Source organism: Fulvivirga sediminis (assembly GCF_016757215.1).
Lineage (GTDB): Bacteria > Bacteroidota > Bacteroidia > Cytophagales > Cyclobacteriaceae > Fulvivirga > Fulvivirga sediminis.
This window is the reverse complement of record NZ_JAESIY010000002.1, coordinates 341,430-360,667: the sequence shown is the minus strand read 5'-3', so window position 1 is coordinate 360,667 and position 19,238 is coordinate 341,430. Positions and strand designations below refer to the sequence as shown.

Annotated in this window: 13 protein-coding genes; all 13 read left to right on the top strand. The window is 37.2% G+C overall.

Translation table 11 applies throughout. From position 1 onward, the window contains the following. Window positions 1-56: 56 nt before the first annotated feature. The 13 genes from JL102_RS04860 (at window position 57) to JL102_RS04800 (ending at window position 19,230) form a co-directional block, all read left to right on the top strand. Window positions 57-488: an Ohr family peroxiredoxin gene (locus JL102_RS04860; RefSeq protein WP_202243121.1), complete on the top strand. Its 432-nt coding sequence runs from the start codon at window positions 57-59 to the stop codon at window positions 486-488. A gap of 11 nt (window positions 489-499) precedes the next feature. Then, the gene (locus tag JL102_RS04855; RefSeq protein ID WP_202243120.1) at window positions 500-922 is read left to right on the top strand and encodes a pyridoxamine 5'-phosphate oxidase family protein; all 423 of its coding nucleotides are present in this window, start codon (window positions 500-502) and stop codon (window positions 920-922) included. 130 nt (window positions 923-1,052) lie between these two features. Then, complete coding sequence (locus JL102_RS04850) at window positions 1,053-6,065, top strand: translocation/assembly module TamB domain-containing protein (protein WP_202243119.1); 5,013 nt, start codon at window positions 1,053-1,055, stop codon at window positions 6,063-6,065. Between the two features lie 35 nt (window positions 6,066-6,100). Further along, window positions 6,101-8,359, top strand: a complete 2,259-nt coding sequence (tamL, locus tag JL102_RS04845; protein ID WP_202243118.1) for a translocation and assembly module lipoprotein TamL — start codon at window positions 6,101-6,103, stop codon at window positions 8,357-8,359. A 124-nt stretch (window positions 8,360-8,483) separates the two neighbouring features. Further along, window positions 8,484-9,179, top strand: coding sequence for an OmpA family protein (locus tag JL102_RS04840; RefSeq protein ID WP_202243117.1), 696 nt, complete (start codon window positions 8,484-8,486; stop codon window positions 9,177-9,179). A gap of 98 nt (window positions 9,180-9,277) precedes the next feature. Further along, window positions 9,278-11,221 (top strand): BamA/TamA family outer membrane protein, encoded by a 1,944-nt coding sequence (locus JL102_RS04835; RefSeq protein ID WP_202243116.1) that lies wholly within the window; start codon window positions 9,278-9,280, stop codon window positions 11,219-11,221. Between the two features lie 127 nt (window positions 11,222-11,348). Further along, complete coding sequence (locus tag JL102_RS04830) at window positions 11,349-11,513, top strand: hypothetical protein (protein WP_202243115.1); 165 nt, start codon at window positions 11,349-11,351, stop codon at window positions 11,511-11,513. A gap of 51 nt (window positions 11,514-11,564) precedes the next feature. Then, window positions 11,565-11,942, top strand: a complete 378-nt coding sequence (locus JL102_RS04825) for a HepT-like ribonuclease domain-containing protein (RefSeq protein WP_202243114.1) — start codon at window positions 11,565-11,567, stop codon at window positions 11,940-11,942. Window positions 11,943-11,982: 40 nt separating this feature from the next. Next, the gene (locus tag JL102_RS04820; RefSeq protein WP_202243113.1) at window positions 11,983-12,426 is read left to right on the top strand and encodes an Hsp20/alpha crystallin family protein; all 444 of its coding nucleotides are present in this window, start codon (window positions 11,983-11,985) and stop codon (window positions 12,424-12,426) included. Between the two features lie 417 nt (window positions 12,427-12,843). Further along, a complete protein-coding gene (locus JL102_RS04815; protein ID WP_202243112.1) occupies window positions 12,844-14,148 on the top strand; it encodes a c-type cytochrome in 1,305 nt (434 codons plus the stop codon). A 36-nt stretch (window positions 14,149-14,184) separates the two neighbouring features. Next, window positions 14,185-17,274, top strand: a complete 3,090-nt coding sequence (locus tag JL102_RS04810) for a TAT-variant-translocated molybdopterin oxidoreductase (RefSeq protein ID WP_202243111.1) — start codon at window positions 14,185-14,187, stop codon at window positions 17,272-17,274. A 55-nt stretch (window positions 17,275-17,329) separates the two neighbouring features. Next, entirely contained in the window at window positions 17,330-18,700 is a 1,371-nt protein-coding gene (gene nrfD, locus JL102_RS04805) for an NrfD/PsrC family molybdoenzyme membrane anchor subunit (RefSeq protein ID WP_202243110.1), read from the top strand. Window positions 18,701-18,705: 5 nt separating this feature from the next. Next, on the top strand, window positions 18,706-19,230 hold the full coding sequence (locus JL102_RS04800) for a DUF3341 domain-containing protein (RefSeq protein WP_202243109.1): 525 nt from the start codon (window positions 18,706-18,708) through the stop codon (window positions 19,228-19,230). Window positions 19,231-19,238: the final 8 nt, after the last annotated feature.

The window sequence follows — 19,238 nt, the reverse complement described above, 5'->3', positions numbered from 1 at the left end:
CCTTATTGCGGAGTCCTTTATTTAAAACTAACCTACTAACTAAATAATAGATAAAAATGAAAACCTTATATACAGCAGAAATTACGGCCCAAGGTGGTCGTGAAGGTAATGTGAAATCGCAAGATGGTACTTTGAATTTGGAGTTAGCCAAGCCTGAATCTATGGGAGGCGATGGAGGTCAGGGAACCAATCCTGAGCAGCTATTCGCAGCAGCATGGGGTCCTTGCTTTTTAGGAGCTTTAGGTTCTGTTGCTAAAAGTGATAACGTAGAACTTGGAGATACCAAAATCATTGTAAAAGTGAGCTTTAATGAAGAAGGTAAAGGGTTCGCTCTGTCAGCAGCACTGAATGTGATAGATGAAAGCGTTGAAGATGATGTGTTAAATAAGCTGGTAGAAAAAACTCAGAAAGTTTGTCCTTATTCTAAAGCTACAGCAGGGAATATTGATGTTACAGTTACAGCAAATAAAATAGAAGTGGAGGTATGATGATTAACGGAATGGATAAATTAAAGGAAACCATAGCATCTATAGAAGTAGCTATGTTAGCCACTAAAACAGAAGAAGGAGATTTAGTAACTCGCCCTATGTATACGCTACATATGGACCAAAAAGGGTACTTATGGTTCTTTACGTCCAAAGATTCACCAAAAATGGACGATATTGAAGAGAACAATCACGTAAACGTAGGATATGCAGATGTTCACTCACATACCTATGCTTCTGTGAGCGGTACAGCAATATGTGTAGATGATGAGGATCTTAAGTCAAAACTGTGGAATGAAAGTCATAAGGCTTGGTATCCTAAGGGAGTAGATGATCCTAATCTATGCTTGCTAAGAGTAGCAGTTTCATCAGCAGAGGTATGGGATAATGATACAGCAAAAATGATTTCTGTTTTATCTAAACAACCTACAACATAATTTGTTAATAGCCTGTAGTAAAGTAAAAATTGAAAAATGAACCGTCTTAAGCATCTAGGATGGTTCTTTTTTATTTATATGTTCATAACACTTATTGATATATAGCCGTTATTTTGGCAAGGCTACATGTATGGGGCAGAAAAAATTCACAAAAATTTTAAAAAAAATACTTAAGGTAATAGGTTGGTTCATACTCAGTGTACTATTACTATTGGTGGTATTTATTTTTTCACTCCGCCTGCCAAGTGTACAAGAATTTGTAACAGGTAAAGCCTTAGATTTTTTTAAAAGTAAGGTAAATACAGAAGCCAGCATTGGCAGATTATATGTCGGTTTCCCTAAGAGCATAGTAATAGAAGATATTTATGTAGAAGATCAGCAAAAGGATACTTTGCTGTATTCTCATTATATAGAAGTAAATACTGATTTGTGGGAGTTGCTAGATAATAAATTCCAGGTTAATGATCTTGATATTGATAATCTGGTAGCTAATATTTATAATACTTCTGCTGATAGTACTTTTAACTATCAGTTTATTGCAGATGCATTTACCAGCCAGGATAGTACCCAAGCGCCAGCAGATACTACACAAAGCAAATCCTTCGAGTTTTCTATAAAAGAAATAAGTATAAAAGAAGCTAAAGTGGCTTATGATGATCTTTTTAATGGATCTAGCCTTCAAGTAGACGTAGGTGATTTATATACCTTTATTTCGACCTTTGACCTTATCAATTCTCAAATAATTGTAGATGATATTGAGCTTAAAAATAGTGAAGGAAGTTTTAAAATATTAAAGCCTTCCACAGAAGATACTGATACCACGAGTACTAAAATTTTTGATGTACAAGGAAAATCTCTATTGGTCAACAATGTGAAATTTACTTTTGAAGATCAACCAGGCAATTTAAAACTAAATACTGATATCGGTGAAGCAGGCATAGAAGTAGATAGTATGAACCTGGAGCGCCAAGTGTATGTAGCCAAAAAGATTGACCTTAAAAAAACCTTTGTTTCTATTGATCAATTTACTTCTTCAGATTCTACCGCTCAGTCTCAGCAAGACACTACATCGGAGAGTGATACTACTGCCATACAAATATTAGCAGGAACTGCCCGAGCTAATATAGTTGATGTGGATTTCAGATTGTATAACCATAATTATGAGAAAACAGAAGGCTTTGATCCCAATCATATGTGGTTTCAGAAGCTTAATGCAGATCTAAAGAATATTGTTTTTGAAAATGGATATGCTAATGGAGTTATAAAGGGCTTGTCAGGAATTGAAAATGGAGGTTTTAAGCTTAAGGAACTTGAAACGGAGTTTAAATATGCAGCTGAAGAGTCTATGGTCAAGAGTCTGCACCTGGTCACAGAGCACAGCCAGATCGATGGAGAGATGGCTATTGGCTATCCATCTTTGGAGGCATTACAAACCAACCTTAATGCTCTGAAGATAGACGCTTCTATTCAGCGTTCTAGAATTGACTTTGAAGATGTATTTTACTTTCAGCCGGCACTAAAACAGAGCCTTTCTTATTTTACAGGTTCCGCTAGCCAAGTGATTTTTCAGGGAGATATCAAAGGATCTTTAAATGACCTTGAAGTGAATGGTGTTAAGGCTGAAGCTTTAAAGAATACACGTTTAGCTGTCAATGGCATTATCAAAGGCTTACCAGACATTAACAATATGTATGTAGATCTGAAATTAAAAAAACTGTCTACCACTTCATCTGATATTTCTACGGTACTGCCAGATACACTACTGCCTCAAAATCTAACCATCCCACAAGAAATATCTTTGCAGGGCAATGTGAAGGGTGGTATGAATGATTTCAGTTCCAAAATTGATATAAAAACCAGCTTAGGCGGAGCTACGGCCGATGTAAATATGAATATGAAAGATGATAGCCTTTATCATTATAGTGGGGCTGTGGAGGTGGATAGCTTTAACATTGGCAAGCTACTTCAGCAAGAGAATACAATGGGCCATGTTACCTTCAATATCAAAGCAGAAGGTAAGGGCTTTTCTATGGAAGATTTAGATACCAAACTAGAAGGTAAAGTTTCCTCTTTTCTCTATAATGATTACAGCTACGAAAATATGTCTATCAATGGAGTAGTAAAATCTGAGCAGTTTAAGGGTAAACTGGGTATGGATGACCCTAATGTGGATTTTGATTTTAATGGCTTGGTTAACTTAAATGATAGCATTCCTCATTATGAGTTTACATTAGATATGCGCACATTAGATTTATATGCGCTCAACTTTGCCAGAGAGGAGATAAAGGTTCGAGGTAAAGTAGAATCAGACATACGCATGGCTTCAGTAGATAAGATCAATGGCACCTTGTCTATAAAAGATTTTGTCATGGGCAAAGGAACGCATGTGTATCAAATGGACACTTTCTTGTTATCCTCTACCGCCACAGAAGATAGCACCAATATCAGTATTAAATCTAATATTATTAACGCCGAGTTTGCCGGTAATTTTGATATTGTGACTTTACCACAGGTGCTTGAGCAGCACTTTAACAGATATTATGCTTTGCAAGGGGTGGAAGATGTAACGGAGCTAACACCTCAAAGCTTTGATTTTGATATTAATATTTTACAACCAGGGTTCTTTACTAATTTGCTTATTCCTGAACTTACCGAGCTGCGGCCAGGAGAGATTAAAGGTTCTTATAATAGCGAATTATGGGAGCTAAATCTAGATATCAATATGCATCGGTTAGCCTATGGAAGTAATCAGGTAGATTCATTAGGCATAGAAGTCAACTCTAACGAGGCCACTTTGGAGTATTTGGTAAAGATCGCAAGCATTGGCAATGGTACTATAAAGATCGATCATGTAAACTGGCGTGGAAATGTAGAGGCAGATCACGTGAAGACTGAGTTGCTGATAAACGATAACAAAGGTGAGAATAAATACATGTTTGGTGGTATTTTTATTAGTGGAGAAAAGTATTCACGCTTTCAATTTACACCTGGCGAATTTATTCTCAATTACAAAGAGTGGGAAGTGAGGCCTTCTAATAGTATAGATTTATACCCGAAAGGGATATGGATCAAAAATATGGAAATGAGTGAAGGAGGTCAAAGTATTTCAATAGAGTCTCAGATAAACGAACAGAATGATAGCACCCTGGCAGTGAATATTACAGATTTCAATCTGGGTGCTTTGGGCAAACTGGAAGAAACAGATAAATATCTTATTAATGGAATATTTAATGGTGAATTTCACTTACTAATGGAGCAGGCAAAGTTTGCTTTTACGTCAGATGTAGATATTAAAGACTTTAGCTATCTTGGAGATACCTTGGGAAATGTCAATGTTGTAGCCAGTAATGAGGGTAACTCCAAATATAATCTGAACCTTGATATCAAAAATAAATTTAATAATGTAAAGGTAGATGGCTATTATCTGGCAGATAGTGTTCCTAAGATTTATCTGGATGCTAACTTGGTTAACTTGGAGTTAGCGAGTATACAGTCCTTTACCATGGGACAACTTACAGAAATGGAAGGTAGCATCAATGGTAATCTCAAAATTAGAGGAACTACCTCTGAGCCGGATATAACTGGTCGACTGAATTTTGATGAGTCAAGTTTCAATGTGACTTATCTTAAAAGTGTATTTTCTCTTAATAATGAATATCTAAACTTCACTAAGGCCGGAATTGCTTTTAATAATTTTAATATCAAAGATGCCAATGGTCATACCGCCACCATCGATGGGGAAGTAACCACCAGTGATTATACTTTTTATAAATTCGATTTAAGGTTAAAGACGCAAGATTTTCTTTTTCTTAATACCGAGAAAAAGGATAACGAGCTGTATTATGGTCATATTGAGCTTAATAGCAATGCTACTATTACTGGTAATTCAGATCAGCCTAATGTAGATATTGATGTGAGCATGAGCAAAGGTAGTGAGCTGACTTATGTAATTCCTGAGCAGCAAATTACAGAGCAACAGACGGAGAATATTGTTCAATGGATTGATAAAGATATTCAGGATGATCCATTTTATCAGCAGTTTCAAACGGAGGAACAAAAACAAGATAGTGTTGATGCGCAGATAAAAGGCCTAAATATAAGCGCCAATATAAATATTGATAACAATAATACGCTTAATGTGGTAATAGACCCCGTTACAGGTGATAAGCTTTCGGTAAAAGGGAATTCTACTTTAAAGCTAAACATTGAGCCAAGTGGTGAGATGAGCCTTGCTGGGCGCTATGAGGTATATGAGGGTAGTTATAATATGAATTTTTATGGACTGGTAAAGAGAGAGTTTAGGTTGGAAAGAGGCAGCTACCTTCTCTGGACAGGTGATGTACTTAATGCTCGGATGGACTTGTCGGCTGTGAATGAGGTGCGAGCGGCACCACCAGCAGGAATTACTTCTAGTGATGTTTCCACTCAAAAAATACCATTTTTGGTGTACATAGATATTAAAGGAGAGCTTTTAACTCCAGAAATATCATTTCGTCTAGGAATAGAAGAAGGAGCTGCTGCTAGTCAGGCAGTGGCATCTTATGTAAACCAACTTAATACCCGAAAAGATGAGCTTGATCAGCAGGTATTTGGTCTATTGTTATTTAAAAATTTCCTTACCGGCACATCAGCCAATAATAATAATAACAATGTAGCACAGACTACGGCTACCAATAGCGTGAGTAGAATTTTGAATTCACAGTTAAGTAAGCTGAGCAGCAAAGTTAAAGGGGTGGAACTCTCATTGAATCTTGAACAAAATGGAGCGCCCACTAATTCAGATGATCCTTTGTCCAATACTCAGCTGGAACTGGGCTTGTCAAAACAGTTATTTAATGAAAGGGTTGTAGTAAAAGTGGCCGGTAATTTCAACCTCAATCAAAGTGATCAGAACCGCCAACAAGGGATGAACGATTTTGCCGGAGATATTAGAATAGAATATAAACTTACCGAAGATGGGCGTTATAGGCTGGTGGGCTTCCGGGAAAATGAATATGATAATTTATTTCAAGGAGGTAATGATATTGTGAAAACAGGAGTAGGGGTGATTTTTGTTCGAGATTATGACAGTTTTAGGGAGCTTTTTAATGCCAAGGACAACCAGGAAAAAAGTGATAATAAGAAAAGCAGTAAAGACAATTGATCTATAGGCCATACATATTATTTTTTGTGATGAGCATGCTGCTAATAGCATCATGCACAGGGGTAAAACACTTGGAAGAAGGGCAAACCTTTTATGGAGGAGGTGAAGTGGTGTTTTCTACCAAGAGAGATTTTAAAAAGAAAAAGGAAGTGAAAAGAGAGTTAGAAACTCTCATTACACCTACTCCTAATACCAAGGTATTGGGCTGTAGACCTAAAGTGTGGTTTTATCATTTGGCCGGAGAACCTAAAAAAGAAAAAGGCTTTAAGTACTGGATGCGCACTAAGTTGGGGGCACCGCCGGTACTGATGGAAGATGTAGATGTTTACAGAACCCAAAGTTTAATAGAAAGTAGAATTAAAAACGAAGGGGTTTTTCATGGCAGGGTAGAGGTGAAAACAAAGACCAAAGGTCATGAGACTACGGTAGATTATATTACTTACCTGAGTCGCCCTTATAGATACGATTCTATTTATTTGCCCGAAGGGGATGGTAAGTTAGAAAAGGCTATAAGAGGGTTAAAACAAGGAATGGTCTTTAAAAAAGGCGACCGATATGACCTTAATGATCTTGAAGATGAAAGGTTAAGATTACAACGTGAACTTAAGAATAGTGGTTTTTATTTTTTTCAAGATAATTACATACTTTTTGAGGCGGATAGTACGGTGGGCAATCGTCAGGTAGATATTTATATGACCATTAAAAAAGATACCCCTGAAAATGCGAAAAGAACTTATACTCTTGGTGAAATTAATGTTTTCGCAAATTACAATTTTGCCGGTGCATCACAGACCAGTGTTTCTGATACTATTAAAGTAGATAGTCTTAACTACTATTCTGATAATGATGAGTTTAGGCCTAAAGCCATTACTGATCATATAAAACTAAGAAAAGGGAATATATATACTAACGAAGATGAAGAGGTTACTATAGATAGGCTCTTACAGTTAGATGTCTTCAAGTTTGTAAATGTAGATATTGAGGAGATGCCAGGAGACCAACTCAAAACCAATATCTATCTTACACCATTTAAGAAGAAATCCATTCGCTTCGAACTCCAAGGTGTTTCTAAATCCAATGCTTTCATAGGTCCAAACTTTAATGCTGCTTTCCGAAATAGAAATGCTTTTGGTGGCGCTGAGCTTTACGAGCTATCGCTTAATACAGGATATGAAATACAGGTAGGAGGTCAACAATCTCAAGGTAGTGGAGGTGCTTTAAATTCATACAGTGTAGGTATACAAAATACACTTACCATCCCCAGGTTTATATCCCCCCTTAATATAGACTTTCACTCTTTTAAATATGTGCCACAAACACTGATAAAAGCAGGGTTTACCGTGCAGAAGAGGAGTAACTTTTTTACATCTTACAATGCTAATTTAGGTTATGGTTTTAGGTGGAATGAAACACCTACTCGCAGGCATGAGCTATTTCCTATAGATATTGACTTTATTCAGCTGAGTAGTACCTCAACTGAATTTGATAGATTACTGGATAATAACCCATTTCTGGCAAGAAGTTATGCTGAACAGTATATTTTAGGTACAACATATTCTTTTTTCTATAATTCTCAAGGTAAGACCGGAAGAGATAGAAGAACCAGTAATTATTACTTTAATGGAAATGTAGATATTTCAGGAAATCTGATGCAAGTAGCTCAGTCTCTTTTAAAGTCATCATCAGAAGAGCCTTATGAGGTTTTAGGCTATCCCTATTCCCAGTTTGCTCGGGCAGACGTGGATTTTCGGTATTACCTACGGCTAGATGAGCAGAATAAGATAGCTACTCGTGTTATTGCCGGAGTAGGATATGCGTTTGGAAACTCTATTTCACTACCCTATAGTAAATCGTTTGCTTCTGGTGGTAGTAGCAGTTTAAGAGCTTTCAGAGCAAGGTCAGTAGGTCCGGGTACATTTGAGCCAGATACCTCGCAGGTCTTTATCGATCAAATTGGAGATATTAAGTTAGAAGGTAATATTGAATACCGCTTTGAAATAGTCGGAGCCTTTAAAGGAGCTGTTTTTTTAGATGCTGGTAATATATGGACCATGAGAGATGAGGAAGAAAGGCCGGGTGGAAAATTTAATTTCACTGATTTTTATAAACAGATTGCTATCGGTACCGGTTTCGGATTTCGTTTTGATGCTGATTTTTTTGTGGTACGTTTAGATCTGGGGTATCCGCTCAAGGACCCTGCCATAGAAACGCCAGCTACTATCCGAGCCTCTGATAGAAATCCTTCAGAACTAAGCAAAATAGTTTATAACATTGCAATAGGGTATCCTTTTTAAATTATTGTGGAATAAGGTCTACAATAATAAAATCTATATCTTCGTTTATGGCTTAATACCTTACATTAGTTAGAATGGTATTTTTTTTGGTAAGTACAAGTAGAATTAAACAACTATGAATACTATGAAACCAGTAAAGAATAGAGCAATATCATTAGCTACAGCTATTGTTATCCTATCTACATTTTTCTTGTCATCTTATCTATTAACCGGTTGCCAGGCTACCAATACTCATAAAGGAGGAGCAGTAGGAGCCGCAGCAGGTGGAGCTATTGGGGCCGCTATAGGGAGTGGTTCTGATAATACAGCGGTAGGAGCCATTATTGGAGCTGCAGTAGGTGGTACGGCCGGAGCTTTAATTGGTAGAAAAATGGATAAACAGGCTGAAGAGCTTAGAAGAGACTTAGAGGGGGCTAAGATAGAAAGAGTAGGTGAGGGTATTAAAATTACTTTTGACTCAGGACTAATATTTGATACGGATTCATATAGCCTTAAGTCAGCTACTAAGCAGAATCTTTCTGACTTGGCCGCAACACTTAAGAAATATGAAGACACTAATATTTTGATTGAAGGTCATACTGATAATACAGGTTCAGATAGTTATAATCAGACTCTTTCAGAGCAAAGGGCTAATTCAGTATCTTCTTATTTAATGGCTCAAGGCGTGAGTTCAGGAAGAGTTACCACCCAGGGTTATGGAGAAAGTCAGCCTATTGCAGATAATAGCACTGCTAGTGGAAGACAGCAAAACAGAAGGGTAGAAGTAGCTATATATGCTAATAAGAAAATGAAAAGAATGGCCGAAAGAGGAGATTTATGATAAACATAATTAATTAAAATTTTCTTATTAATCCCAATTGCGATATTTTCGGAATTGGGATTTTTATTATTAGAAAGAGATCGCTTTATATTTACTCATTGAAACAATTTATTTTCTTTGGCCTTTTTGTAATTTCAGCTTTAACATGTTTTGCTCAAAAGCAGAAACCTGAAATTGGTATGGATAGTGTGGCCGTGAGAGGTAGAACGTTTCTAATTCTGGCAGACTCATCGCTATATATTGAAAAAGATACCGTGCTTCTCTTGCCAGATTCTATTGCTATTAGGCTGCAGAAAGATGAAGCCCAGCGGTCGGATGATTTCTATCAAAAGTTAAAAGATAAGTTCTACAAGAAGCGGTTTACTAAAGAGCTCTATGATTTACTTTTCGTAGATGTCAATCGTCATAGAAACAGCAAACCTAAGCAGCCCACTGTATCTAATCAGGACTTTTATCAGATATATTCTGGCAAAAGAATAAAGAATGTGAACGTCCAAAACCTGGAAGTTTTTGGTACTAGCATTAATGATACTACTAAACATACCAAATCTTGGGCAATTGGGGTAGCTAATGACCTACATGTATATACCCGTAGTTACATTATCAAAAATAATATATTCTTTGAAATGGGTGATCGGCTTGACCCTGATCAACTAAAAGATAGTGAGCGTGTACTTCGGGGACTCCCTTTTATTAAAGACGCAAGAATATATGTGGTGCCCGATGAAGATAAGGACTTTGTAAACATACTCATACTGGTGAAAGATGTGTGGTCAATTACAGGGGAGCTTGATTTCGGAAGTGTGGAGAGTAGTGACGTGGCTATCATAGATAGAAACTTTCTCGGGTTGGGCCAGGAGTTTAGAAATGAGTTTTTATATGACTCAGACGAAAAGCCTATTATTGGTTATGATGGTACTTACACAGTCAATAATATTTATAAAACCTTCATTACGGGAGAATTTAATTACGCTTACTCTGAGCCTCGTGATAGAATTGGTGTTCGATTTTTTAAAAATTTCATTACCCCAGAAATTAAATATGCTGGAGGAGTAGAGCTCAGTCATAATGATGTTAGGGTAAATAGAGAGTACCCTGATACTACCTATACTTTTTATACTAAATTTAACTATCAAGATTATTGGTTAGGTCGCTCATGGCTTATCTCTTCAGATGAGGATAAGGGGCGTGTAAACATTCAGATAGCTGGGGGATATAGCAAGTATAAATATATCAACAGGCCAATCGTAACATCAGATACCAATCAGCTATATTTTGATAGAAAACTCTATTTGTTTTCTGCAGGAATTTCCAGAAGAGACTATGAAAAAAGTACCCTTATCACCGGTTATGGTAGAACGGAAGATATACCTATGGGCTATTCCTTGGAATTAACCGCTGGTAAAGAACTTAATGAGTTTTATAATCGCAATTATATTGGAGGAAGGTTTTCTATTGGTCAGTATTTCAGTAGAATAGGGTATTTGCGTCCTTCCTTTCAGATTGGAGGCTTTATGCATAATGGTAGAATGGAGCAGGGCATAGTAAGAGCACAGGTGCAATATTTTAGCTTTCTCTATCGCTTTCACCAAATTAATTTCAGGCAGTTTTTTAATCTCGATTATACCTTGGGTATCGATCGCTTTGGCTATGAATTTCTCAATATTAATGATAAAAATGGTGTGCGTGGACTAAGTAATACCTTTTTGCGAGGCAATAAAAAGATAACCTTAAGAGCAGAAACAATTGCATTTACTCCATTTTATGTCATAGGTTTTCGATTTGCCGTATTTGGTTTTGCTGACTTTGCAGTTATTAACCGAAATTCTTCTAAGCTATTTAAGAACAAGGTCTATAAGGGCTATGGTTTAGGATTAAGGCTAAGAAATGAAAATTTAGCCATTAGCACCATTCAGATAAGGCTGGCTTGGTATCCGCAGGTTCCAACTGGCGAGTCTAATTTTGGTGTCAGAGTAAGCGGTCAGTCCTCTAACCGTATACCAGATTTTGCACTAGAAAGACCCGCTGTAATAGAGTTTTAAGCCACATTTTGTGGAATCACATCCACGCTAGTTTTCTTTAATAAAGCATCACCTTATCTTAAATGCCTTTACTCGACGTGGCATGACTTTTACTGTATATATTGTATACAATTTAACTGAAAAAGACATGAAAAAGCTATTAATCATATTATCCCTAGGTTTTATAATTGCAGCCTGTGACAATCCTAAACAGACTACAGAAGATGATAAAGATGCCGTAAAAGGTGATACACTAAACCCTAGAGAAGGGGAAGGTGAAGGAGACGTAGGTGAAGGTGTGTATGGCCAATAAGGTATGGCTAGTAGTGAGAAAATAAAGTAGAATAGAAAAAATTAATCTATCATGGAAACTGAAGAAAAACAACTGCATTTAAATAATATTATAAAGGGTATGGAAGAGGTGATCGAGCTAACAAGAGAGTTAGATTATCATCAGTTTACTCAAGAAGAGCAAATAAAGGAAGAGGTATACAGTAATTTGCAAATGATAGGACAAGCAGCTTATCAGCTTTCTAATAGCTCTGCAGAAGCTCAAGACCTTAATTTTGATACTGATATACTCAGTGGGTTTAGAAATGCAAGGTATAATGAAGAGGCTGAGATGGACCATCAAATGGTATGGGGTGTAATTCAAAATGATCTTCCATTGCTAAGAGATACCGCAATAGAGGCTTCAGCAGAGCTTGGGACACCATCAGAAAATTCAAATACCTTGCAGTAGAATTTTCTGAACCTATTTTTAACCTAAAATTAGAATAATCATGTTGTACGATATTCAAAATTATAATAAGAGAAATGAGATGAATCCCGGATTTTGGGATCAATTTACAAATAGAGATGTATTTGAGGACTTTCCATTTGAAAGAGGCCCTAGTAGGCTGCCAGCAGTGAATGTAATAGAAAATAAGCAAGAATTCATTATTGAACTAGCATCTCCTGGAATGTGTAAGGATAATTATAAGTTGGAAGTCCAAAATAATATCTTAAATATTTCTGGTGATGTGAGATCAGGCGTGGACAGTACAAAAGAAAATTATACGCGTAGAGAGTTTAAACACAGCTCCTTCACCAAGTCCTTTATGTTGCCTGATTTTGTAGAGCAGGAAGCAATTGCTGCGAGCTGTTCTGACGGTATTCTGACTGTTCATATGCCCAAAAGACAAGAGGCAGAAATTGAAAGCAAACGAGAGATATTTATTGATTAAGAAAATCATGATAAAGCCCTAAAGAAAAGCTTCTTTAGGGCTTTTGTTTGTGTAAGTTTTTACTTGCACTGCAAAAATCATAGTAAAGAGCTGAAATACGTCATATTTTTTTTAAAGTGCTGGTATTCAGTTTATTTAGTGTATTTTATTATTGAAATGTACAATAAATTCCTCCTTTTTCAATCCTTTGCAAAAACCCTTGATTTTATTTATATGAATTCTAAATAAATCAAGAAAGGCCATTTTTGATACAGTGGGGCCATTTTTTCTCGTGTTTAACGGGGGCATGTGGATATTTGTTGCATTAGGTGCCAAAAGCCACCATAAATATGTTTGAAATAAACTAAACCGATAGTAGATTTGTGCCGGGTTAAGACATGCAAGTTGTTGCATAGAGAGTTATAAATTAAGTTAACAATGGCGCAAAAAATATCGTTGAAAAGCGTTTTTCTAGCATTAGTATTATTAAGTTCGTTCTTATTTTCATATTCTTCACAAGCTCAGGAAGCTACGGAAGAAGCGGCTACTGAAGCTCCTGCAGAAGGTGGTTCGAATGCTCCTTCAGAGGTGCCTACGGACGAAGCTAGAATTTCGGAGGGTAAGTCTTTGTTTGATTCAAACTGTAAGACTTGTCACAGAGTACATGAAAAACTAGTAGGACCCGCACTTAAAAACGTTTATAATAGAGCTCCCTCTATTGACTGGATTGTGAACTTTGTTCACAACTCATCTAAGGTAATCGCTAGCGGAGACGATTACGCAAACAAACTTTATAAAGAGTATAATCAAACTCAAATGACAGCCTTCCCTAGTTTTTCTAAGGATGAGATTTTGTCTATTTTGGGTTATATCAAGCAGCAAACGGATAAAGGTCCTGAAGTAGCAGCTGCAGCTCAGCCTGCTGCTGGTGCCGGTGACGCTGCTCAGTCTGGTAGTGCTATCCCTGAAGGGTACCTAAATGCTATCATGATCGGTCTCATTGTGGTGTTAGTTCTAATACTGGTAGTGCTTTTATTAATAACTACTGTACTTAGAAAGTATCTTAATCAAAGAACTGATCTTGATGAGGATGATGCTGAGTTAGTAAACGCTCAATTTAGCCTTAGCAGCACAGTAAAGAGTACTCCATTCATTTTTATAGTAACCTTCTTGTTTGCAGCTATAGCATTTAAAGTAGTAATTAACAACTTATTTGCCGTAGGTATACAACAAGGTTATGCTCCTAAGCAACCTATTGCATTCTCTCACAAAATTCACGCGGGTCAGTATGAAATTGATTGTAACTACTGCCACACAGGTGTGAGAAAAAGTAGAAGTGCTAACATCCCTTCTCCAAATATTTGTATGAATTGTCATAGCGCTGTAAAAACAGAATCTCCTGAGATTCAGAAAATATACGCTGCTATTGAAAATGATAAACCAATTGAGTGGGTTAGAATTCATAACCTCCCAGATTTATCTTACTTCAACCACTCTCAACACGTAAAAGTGGGAGGCATCGAATGTCAGACATGTCATGGTGAAATTCAGGAAATGGAAGTGGTTCACCAAGAAGCTCTCTTAACCATGGGCTGGTGTATTGACTGTCATAGAAAGACAGATGTGAACACTAAAGGCAATGAATACTACGACAACTTGGTAGAATTGCATAATGCAGAGAGTAAAGACGCCTTAAAAGTTGAAAATATCGGTGGCCTTGAATGTGCTAAATGCCACTACTAAAAATTGATTTGATAAGATTCCATCTATAGATAGATTATGAGTGATAATAAAAAGACGTACTGGAAAGGTATTGAGCAATTATCTAATGATCCTGAGTTTATAAAAAACGCAGACAAAGAATTTCCTGAATTCCTTCCAACCGAACAAAATAGTGAAGAGGGTGGAGGCAGCAATCGACGCGACTTCCTTAAAATGATGGGCTTTGGTATTGCAGCTGTTTCTTTAGCAGCATGTGAGGCCCCCATTAGAAAGGCTATTCCTTATGTGAATAAGCCGGTTGATGTTGATCCTGGTGTACCTAATTACTACGCTACTACCTATGTTAATGGAGGTGATGTTTGTAGTATAGTAGTGAAGACCAGAGAAGGTAGACCAATTAAGATAGAAGGAAATAAATCATCTAAAATCACTCAGGGAGCTACTAATGCGCAGGTGCAAGCCAGCGTGTTAACGCTTTATGATAATGAGAGATTAAGAGGTCCGAAAATAGCACAGAAGAATGCTAAATGGGCTGATTTAGATAAAGAAGTTATTAATAAATTAAACAGTGTGGCTGCAAAGGGTGGTCAAATCAAGATTGTTAGCAATACAATTACTAGCCCTACTACGCTGAAAGTAATAGAAGATTTTAAGGCTAAGTATCCTACTACTGAGCTTGTTACTTATGACGCTGTATCTAGCGATGGTATTCTAAAAGCTAATGAAGAATCATTCGGTCAAAGAGTGCTTCCTTCTTATGATTTCAGCAAAGCCGATGTTATTGTAAGTTTTGGTGCTGACTTCTTAGGCACATGGATATCTCCTGTAGAGTACACTAAACAATACAGTAAAACTAGAAAATTGGGCCCTGACAAGAAAACTATGTCAAGGCATTATCAGTTTGAGAGCAACCTATCTCTTACTGGTTCTAATGCAGATTATCGCTACCCTGTTAAACCTTCAGAATCAGGTAAATTGGTAGTTGAATTGTACAATGCATTAGGAAATAAAAAATCATCGAACGAAGGTATTAATAAGGCTGCCGCTGACTTGAAAAAGGCTAGAGGCAAGTCTTTAGTAGTGTCTGGATCTAACGATCCTGCAGTTCAGGTTATGGTTAACGCTATAAACAACCTGCTAGGAAGTTATGGTAAAACAGTGGATATATCTACACCTTCTAACTATAGAAAAGGTGATGATTCTGCTATGAAGCGTTTTGTTGCTGATGCTAAAAGTGGTAGAGTAGGAGCAGTTATTTTTTATAATTGTAACCCGCTTTATAATTATGCCGGTGCAGCTGAACTGAAAGAGGCTTTATCTAAGGTTTCTGTTAAGTTAAGTACTGCAGATAGACCAGATGAAACTGCAATCGCTTCTGATTATGTGGCCCCAGATCACCATTTCTTGGAGTCTTGGAATGATGCTGAACCTAAAAAAGGAAGCTATACTTTAACACAACCTACAATTACTCCTATTTTCAAGACAAGGCAGGCTCAAGAGAGCTTAATGACTTGGGCAGGAGTAGCTGAGCCTGATTATTATACTTATTTAGTTAATGCTTGGAAAGCACTAGGTGTTAATGACATTGATGAAGTATTATATGAAGGTGTATACGAGACTTCTAAATCTTTAACTGATGCAGTGGAAGAAACAGTATCTACTACATCATTTAACGGAAATATTTCAGCAGCTTCGCAAAAGATTGCTAAGAACTACAAAGGTTCTGGTGTTGAATTAGCGATATATCAGAAAGTAGGTATTGGTGATGGTTCTCAAGCTAACAACCCTTGGTTGCAAGAGTTACCAGATCCAGTGAGTAAGTCCACTTGGGATAACTACCTTACTGTTTCTAAAAAATGGGCTTCAGATAATGATCTTTCTTCTTCTCAGGGAGAATGTAATAAAGCTAAGCTTACTGTCAATGGTAAATCTGTAACGGTGCCTATCCTTATCCAACCAGGACAAGCAGAAGGAACTGTTGGTTTAGCCTTAGGTTATGGAAGAACAAGCGCAGGTAAAGTGGCAGACGGAAGAGGTGTTGATGCTTATCCTTTCGTAAATTTATTAAACGGAACTAACTCTTATGATGTATTCAGTGGTGTAACTATTGAAATACTTCCTGAAAGATATCAGATTGCTCAAACTCAGATGCATCAGACCTACATGGGTCGTGAAGGTGTGATTCAGGAGTCAGTGCTTTCAGAATACCAAAAAGATCCTTTCGCAGGAAGATACAGACCACAAATAGCCGACTGGAGAGAAGAGAGTGGAAGTACACCTGCAGGCGCATTAAGCTTATGGAAAGGTCACGAATATAATAACCACCACTGGGGAATGGCTATTGACCTTAACTCTTGTACAGGTTGTAGCGCATGTGTTATTTCATGTCATTCGGAGAATAACGTTCCTGTGGTAGGTCGCCAAGAGGTTATCAATAAGAGAGATATGCACTGGATGCGTATCGATAGATACTACAGCAGTGATGCTGCTCCTGATGACCTTAAAGGACTGGAAGAAGCCGCAGCTAATCCTGAGGTTACTTTCCAACCTATGATGTGTCAGCATTGTAATAATGCACCTTGTGAAACTGTTTGTCCGGTAGCTGCTACCAGCCACAGTACAGAGGGACTTAACCAAATGGTGTATAACAGATGTATAGGTACTAGATACTGTGCTAACAACTGTCCTTACAAAGTGAGACGTTTCAACTGGTTTAAGTATCATGACAATGGTAACTTCGAGAACATAAACACAGCAATGAACTCTGACTTGGGTAAAATGGTATTGAACCCAGATGTTACTGTTCGTTCAAGAGGTGTAATGGAGAAATGCTCTATGTGTGTTCAAAGAATCCAGTACGGAAAACTTGAAGCTAAGAAAGAAGGTAGAAGACCTAATGATGGAGATATAAACACTGCTTGTGCAAGTGCTTGCCCTTCTGATGCGATTGTTTTCGGTGATATGAAAGACGAGAACAGCAGAATCTATCAGTTGCTTAAAATTAAGGATACTGAAATTGATTATATTACTGAAACTGAAATCCATGAACCTAGAGCATACCATGTACTAGAGGAAATAGGTGTTAAACCTAATATTACTTATCTTACTAAGATTAGAAATAAGGATTTAAAAGATCATAAAGCTTAATTGTAAAAGTAAACTGGAGACAGGATACTAACTAAAAATTTTTAATAGAGAGAATATGCAAGTTACTTCATCCGTTCGAGAACCATTAGTAACCGGTGGTAAGACCGTTCACGATGTTACGGAAGATATATGCAGACAGGTAGAGGGTAAGCCTAGTAAATCATGGATGCTTGGAATGGCAGTATCACTGGTGGCTTTACTAATTGGTGCCTATGCTGTATTCATGTTGGTATGGGAAGGAATAGGTGTTTGGGGATTAAATAAAACCATAGGTTGGGCATGGGATATCACCAACTTCGTATGGTGGGTAGGTATAGGTCACGCAGGAACGCTGATCTCAGCCATCCTTTTACTGTTCAGACAGAAATGGAGAATGTCCATAAACAGAGCGGCGGAGGCCATGACAATTTTCGCGGTTATTTGTGCAGCATGTTTCCCTGGCTTGCACATGGGTAGACTTTGGTTAGGCTTTTATTGGGCATTACCATTACCAAATACATTCGGTTCACTTTGGGTTAACTTTAACTCTCCTTTGTTATGGGATGTGTTCGCGATCAGTACTTATTTCACTGTATCATTAGTATTCTGGTATATAGGACTTATTCCTGATTTTGCATCTATAAGAGATAGAGCTACCAATAAAATATCTAAAATGGTATATGGAACTTTAAGTTTCGGATGGGATGGAGCCGCTAAGACTTGGGGTAGATATGAGTTCGTTGCTCTTATCCTTGCAGGTTTGGCTACACCACTTGTGCTTTCAGTGCATACCATTGTATCTTTTGACTTTGCAACTTCAGTAATACCAGGATGGCACAGTACAATCTTTCCTCCATACTTCGTGGCAGGTGCGATCTTCTCTGGTTTTGCCATGGTATTAACGCTCTTGCTTATAGCTCGTAAATTGTTAAAGCTAGAAGATTACATCACTAGAGAACACGTTGAGCTAATGAATATTATCATCATCGTTACGGGTGGTGTGGTTGCTATTGCTTATGCTACTGAGTTTTTCATAGGCTGGTATACAGGAGTAGAATACGAAAATTACACTTATATGTCTTATGGTGCTGCTACAGGTCCTTATGCATGGGCGTTCTGGGCATTGATCATATGTAACATTATCATACCTGGTACATTATGGTTTAAGCAAGTTAGAACTAACTTTATCACATCATTCATTATTTCTATTGTTATTAACATAGGTATGTGGTTTGAAAGATTTGATATCATTGTTATGTGTTTGAGCCGTGATTATCTACCTTCAAGTTGGTCTATGTTCTACCCAACTATCTATGATGTAGGTGTATATGTGTTTACTCTGGGATTATTTTTTACACTATTCTTGTTGTTTTCTAAATTCTTCCCGGTAATAAACATGGCCGAAGTAAAAAGTATTATTAAGTCATCGTCTTCTAAAAAGAATTAAAATAAATGGAAAGTAATAAACACTTTGTTTTAGGCATCTATGATGATGAAGACGTTCTCTTAAGCGCAGTGAGAAAGGTAAAAGAGAGCGGCGTAAAAATTCATGAAGTCTATACTCCTTTTCCGGTTCACGGATTAGATGAGGAACTAGGATATAAAAGAACCAGATTGCCAATAGTGGCTTTCCTATTTGGTTTATTAGGTACAACCTTGGCACTTACTATGCAAATATGGATGCTAGGTTATGATTGGCCTATGATCATAGGTGGAAAGAACTTCGCTTCATTGCCTCCATTTATTCCAGTTACTTTTGAGCTTACTGTACTACTATCAGCATTAGGAATGGTAGGTACATTTATGATTACCAGTAACCTTAAGCCTTATGGTAAACCTAGGTTGATGGATAAGAGATGTACTGATGATAAGCACGTTATGGCTATTGATTTAGCTAAGAATGACTTGAGTCAGGAAGACATAAGATCTATAATAGGTAACTCTGGTGCTCAGGAAGTGAATTTAAAAGATTTTTAAAAGGAATA

Bases quoted from the DNA above. Each gene is read 5' to 3' on its own strand.
- JL102_RS04860 (WP_202243121.1), top strand. From the start codon at position 57: ATGAAAACCTTATATACAGCAGAAATTACGGCCCAAGGTGGTCGTGAA.
- JL102_RS04855 (WP_202243120.1), top strand. From the start codon at position 500: ATGGATAAATTAAAGGAAACCATAGCATCTATAGAAGTAGCTATGTTA.
- JL102_RS04850 (WP_202243119.1), top strand. From the start codon at position 1,053: ATGGGGCAGAAAAAATTCACAAAAATTTTAAAAAAAATACTTAAGGTA.
- tamL (WP_202243118.1), top strand. From the start codon at position 6,101: ATGCTGCTAATAGCATCATGCACAGGGGTAAAACACTTGGAAGAAGGG.
- JL102_RS04840 (WP_202243117.1), top strand. From the start codon at position 8,484: ATGAAACCAGTAAAGAATAGAGCAATATCATTAGCTACAGCTATTGTT.
- JL102_RS04830 (WP_202243115.1), top strand. From the start codon at position 11,349: ATGAAAAAGCTATTAATCATATTATCCCTAGGTTTTATAATTGCAGCC.
- JL102_RS04825 (WP_202243114.1), top strand. From the start codon at position 11,565: ATGGAAACTGAAGAAAAACAACTGCATTTAAATAATATTATAAAGGGT.
- JL102_RS04820 (WP_202243113.1), top strand. From the start codon at position 11,983: ATGTTGTACGATATTCAAAATTATAATAAGAGAAATGAGATGAATCCC.
- JL102_RS04815 (WP_202243112.1), top strand. From the start codon at position 12,844: ATGGCGCAAAAAATATCGTTGAAAAGCGTTTTTCTAGCATTAGTATTA.
- JL102_RS04810 (WP_202243111.1), top strand. From the start codon at position 14,185: ATGAGTGATAATAAAAAGACGTACTGGAAAGGTATTGAGCAATTATCT.
- nrfD (WP_202243110.1), top strand. From the start codon at position 17,330: ATGCAAGTTACTTCATCCGTTCGAGAACCATTAGTAACCGGTGGTAAG.
- JL102_RS04800 (WP_202243109.1), top strand. From the start codon at position 18,706: ATGGAAAGTAATAAACACTTTGTTTTAGGCATCTATGATGATGAAGAC.